The 4,134-nt window shown below is 35.4% G+C and carries 4 protein-coding genes; all 4 read left to right on the plus strand.

Annotation, left to right across the window (positions count from 1 at the left end; translation table 11 throughout):
• On the plus strand, window positions 1-1,160 hold a 1,160-nt coding region (locus HMPREF2613_RS11585), incomplete at its 5' end, for a polymorphic toxin type 44 domain-containing protein (protein ID WP_261673981.1).
• Complete coding sequence (locus HMPREF2613_RS07125) at window positions 1,161-1,691, plus strand: hypothetical protein (RefSeq protein WP_049491250.1); 531 nt, start codon at window positions 1,161-1,163, stop codon at window positions 1,689-1,691.
• A 137-nt stretch (window positions 1,692-1,828) separates the two neighbouring features.
• Window positions 1,829-3,559, plus strand: coding sequence for a hypothetical protein (locus tag HMPREF2613_RS11795; RefSeq protein WP_070479855.1), 1,731 nt, complete (start codon window positions 1,829-1,831; stop codon window positions 3,557-3,559).
• A 4-nt stretch (window positions 3,560-3,563) separates the two neighbouring features.
• A partial coding sequence (locus tag HMPREF2613_RS07135; protein WP_070479856.1) for a TipC family immunity protein occupies window positions 3,564-4,134 on the plus strand: 571 nt, incomplete at its 3' end.

Below are 4,134 nucleotides of genomic sequence, written 5' to 3' on the forward strand. Positions count from 1 at the left end.
AGATTAAAAAACTAGAATTTTTTGTCTCACAGGTTTCCCAGTATTTCAGTGATAGCCTAGAAGTCCTTAGCTTAGCCATCAAAGGAGCCACGCAACTGAGTAAAATCATTGTCGATAGCGATGGCAACTACTATGCGGACGGTATGGACATGAGCTGGGTACAGAAGATGAAGGATGTGAAGATTGAGAGTGCAAAATATGATTCTTCTAAGAAAGCTAAGGATTTGCATAAAGAATACCAAAAAATCTTAGATAAGTTGCAAAATGGAAAAGAACTTAGCGATAAGGAGTTCCAAATTTTAGAATCTTTTATTCGACTTCACCCACAAGCTCAACTACCTAAAGAAGTTTTAGATCAAATGCAGAGAGAAATTTCTAATAGAGCTAATATGAAGAACCTAGAGGAGAAAGTTGAAGAAATTAAAAAAAGTGATAAGACTTCGAGTGATAAAACGAACTTAATCGTTACAGCTTATGAAGATTACCTTTTTTATAATAATAGAGCAGCTTTTGAAGAGTACTGGAGGAAACGTAGTTCTTATAATGGTCCATGGGATCCATATTCAGATAACCTATTTGTTAAAGAAGCTGAGAATAATTTTTTTAAATCAGTAAATAGTGAAAATATAAAAAAAATAGTTGCAAAGATGGGAGATGACATATTAGATGTAAAAGAATTTGAAGATAAAAAAAGAGCTGAATTAATTCAAAAAGGTAGGAGTTCATGGAAAAGTCCGGGAGATAATGGAACGGTAGATAATTCTATTCCAGTAGGAGTGGAATTGGGAGATACTGCTACTTTTATTGAATTAGTTAATACAAAAAAACCTCTAGATTTAAAAAATCGCGTGTACAGAGAAGACTATCCGTTTTCAATCTGGGGCCGTCAATGGGAGGAAGGAATGAAATCTGATTATTTAGGTAATTATCTCTTTGGATATGTTGGAAAAGGTTATTTAGGATGGGGTGATGAGTTAATAAAACTTGGTGCAGGAAAGGCTCAGCATATTTCAGATTTCTTAAAAGTTGACAAATATTATTTTGTAGGAGCAGATATAAAATACGATGTAAGTTTATTAATGGGGCAATATGGAGATAATGAAGGTGATGCGGCGGCAATTCAAGATGGTATGGATGATTATAAGAAAGGAAAAAATTAAATGGTAACACCACTGATATTTATAGTAACTCTCATCTTACTTTTACGTCGTTTTAAAAGCAAACGTTCCCGAAAGATCATTGGCTTCTTATATGCTTCATTTGCTGTTTGGTTTGTTTATTCGATTTTTACTTATGGAAGCTACACCCTCCAGCCTGGTCAAAATGTTCAATTGAAAGTTTATCCCAATACAGACCAGTTGGAGTATAATTCGGAATTGATTTTAGAAAAAAAAGATGATGCTAAATTAAAATTATCGGGCCGAAAAGGATGGGGTATGAAAGGAAGTAATACGGTTTATAATGTTGAGAAGCAGTCAATAACTGAGATTATTATTTCCAAAGATGGTACAGAGCGCAAAGACTTACCAAATGATAAGAGTAAAAGCATCTATTTAGAAAGTGATGGAATAGTGGTTCAAGGGGAAATAAAGGATGTATTTGGGGTGACGGAAGAAACCTCCTACACTATCACCATCACCAATGTAGATGACAAGCCAGCACACTTTGAAGCTCAAGTGGTGGATAGGTAAGTTTAAGAAACCTTAAGTAAGCCTAAATGGTTGCCATTTGTTTGGTGATGGAGGTTTATTTTGACTTTTGATGGCTATCTGGTTGTTACTTTCGATGAAGCCAGAGAAGAACTGATAGCGGAAAGGAATCGGCTACCATGGGAGTAAAATACAGCGCACAAGAATCCCAAGAATTGATTCAGGCCATGACGAACAACCTCCGAGTCGCAAATGAAGTCACAGACCGTTTATCAAGTGGATGTGACCACCTGATTTCCTCTTTAGACTCAGGTGAGTTGACAGGAGCAGCCTACACAGCTGGTAAAGGTCTCTTTACAGAGATTATCATCCCCAGCATCAAAAAGCTCCAAGCAGCGATAGATGATATCCAACTAGAGTTGACCTCCTACAAACACGCGGATGCTCAGGTCTCTGGATATGGTGATTTGGACCTAGACCAGCTTAAGGAATTAAAAAAGCTGAGAGAAGAGCAGTTAGCTATCGTAGAAGCTCAGATTCAAGTGAGGGAGAACTGGCTAAATCAAATCACAGACCTCTTTAGTCTCAATTGGGGGAAAGCCTTCTCTGAGAAGACCATCCTCTACAATACCAAGTTTCAAATCGAGTCGGGTATTCAGGATTTGAATGATAAGATTAAAAAACTAGAATTTTTTGTCTCACAGGTTTCCCAGTATTTCAACGATAGCCTAGAAGTCCTTGGCTTAGCTATCAAAGGAGCTACACAACTGAGTAAAATCATTGTCGATGGCGATGGCAACTACTATGCGGACGGTATGGACATGAGCTGGGTACAGAAGATGAAGGATGTGAAGATTGAGTCATTGGATTATAAAGCAGAGAATAAATCAGATAAATTTATAAATATGCTAGTTGAACAGTATGGCTTTGATAAAGAGATGAGTGGACTGATTACTGAAATATCCACATTGATTGATGAAAAATTCCCGTATTTATCTCAAACGGAACGGGAACAACTTTTGTTAGTGACACTAGGGAGTTTTATATATTCAGAAGGCTTTGAGAATGGTGAATCAATGGGAGATAAGGCTAAAGGATATATTAGTGATGTCAGTTGGATGGACGTTGCTGGCACACCTTCGGATAAAACTGGCCTCCCACTTGATGGTAAAACATTGTTGAAACATTTGGGATTAACTGATAATCAAATAACCAAGTTACGTTATAATATTCGATTACAAAGTCAAATTTCCTCAGGAATATATAGAAACTATGCTGGTATGAACGTTGATGAACGAAAAAAATATAAGTCAACTTATGAAAAAGTCTATGGTGTTCAATTGACCGACGAGATGTTCGAGGAAAAATGGAATGAAAAGTACTCTTCCTTTTATGGAAAAGGAGATTTTGCTCATTTCTCTATTACTACAGCATCGAACTTAAATAATAGACTTAGAGGAAGTGATTTAACAAAATTTGGACACGAGAATGTTAACGATTTTGCAGGTTGGTTAGGTGATGCGACGCTTACTGATAGTGATGATATTAGTTTTGGAAATGACGATTATAAAGCAGACTTAGATGCGGTAAATATCACACAAAAAATGAAACGTAAAAAAATATCATATATTGAAGCTTCAAACGAGTATTACTCAGAAATGAAACGAGGCGAATACACTCGTGCAGAAAAATTTGTAGAGTATAAATCGGTAGAAGAAATTAAACAAAAAATTTTCACAAAATTACTACCAGATAATATGAAATATGTGGAAGAATCGGGAATGCAATCGCATTTTGAATTACCTAATGAAGAACAGTGTATGGCCTACCTACAAAAAAATTACCCAAGTACTTATAATTTCATTCGAAATATTGAAGCAGGTAATCAAGACTTGATAGAGATGAGGTGATTAGATGAAGAAGAGGAAATTTGCAATTTTTTCGTTGCTAATAGTTCTATTATTATCTTTCTCTGGTTTTCAGTATTATAAATATCAGAGAGTTCACAATATTTTTGATGAAATATACTACGAAGAAAGTGATTATCACAATTATACATTTCTCTGGAAAGGACGAGCTTTTTATAAGTTAAAAGGGTTAAAAATTATCGATAATGGATCTCAAGATTTATATAAACATTCTATTGATTATAAAAGTGTAAATTTACCAAACACTATTCATTCTCTAGGTTATTATTTTTATTTTGGATTTCAGGAGATGACGAAAGTTGGGATAGAAATGCGTTTGAGACTGCCAGATACAGAGACAACCATAAATGTAGATTACCAGTACGATGTAAACAATCAGCAATTAGAACGGTTTATGTGGTACTATGATGATGAGAGTACAGGATATTTTCAGCAATCTCAAATAGAAGCCTTTCTAGTGGAGCATGGAAAGACTGTCGATGAGATTCGCAAGGAAGCAGATAATGTACTCCGTAATAAAGTCCTTAAAGACTGGACCACTATCTACTCTAGTCGTT

Source organism: Streptococcus sp. HMSC070B10 (genome assembly GCF_001808665.1).
Classification (GTDB): Bacteria; Bacillota; Bacilli; order Lactobacillales; family Streptococcaceae; genus Streptococcus.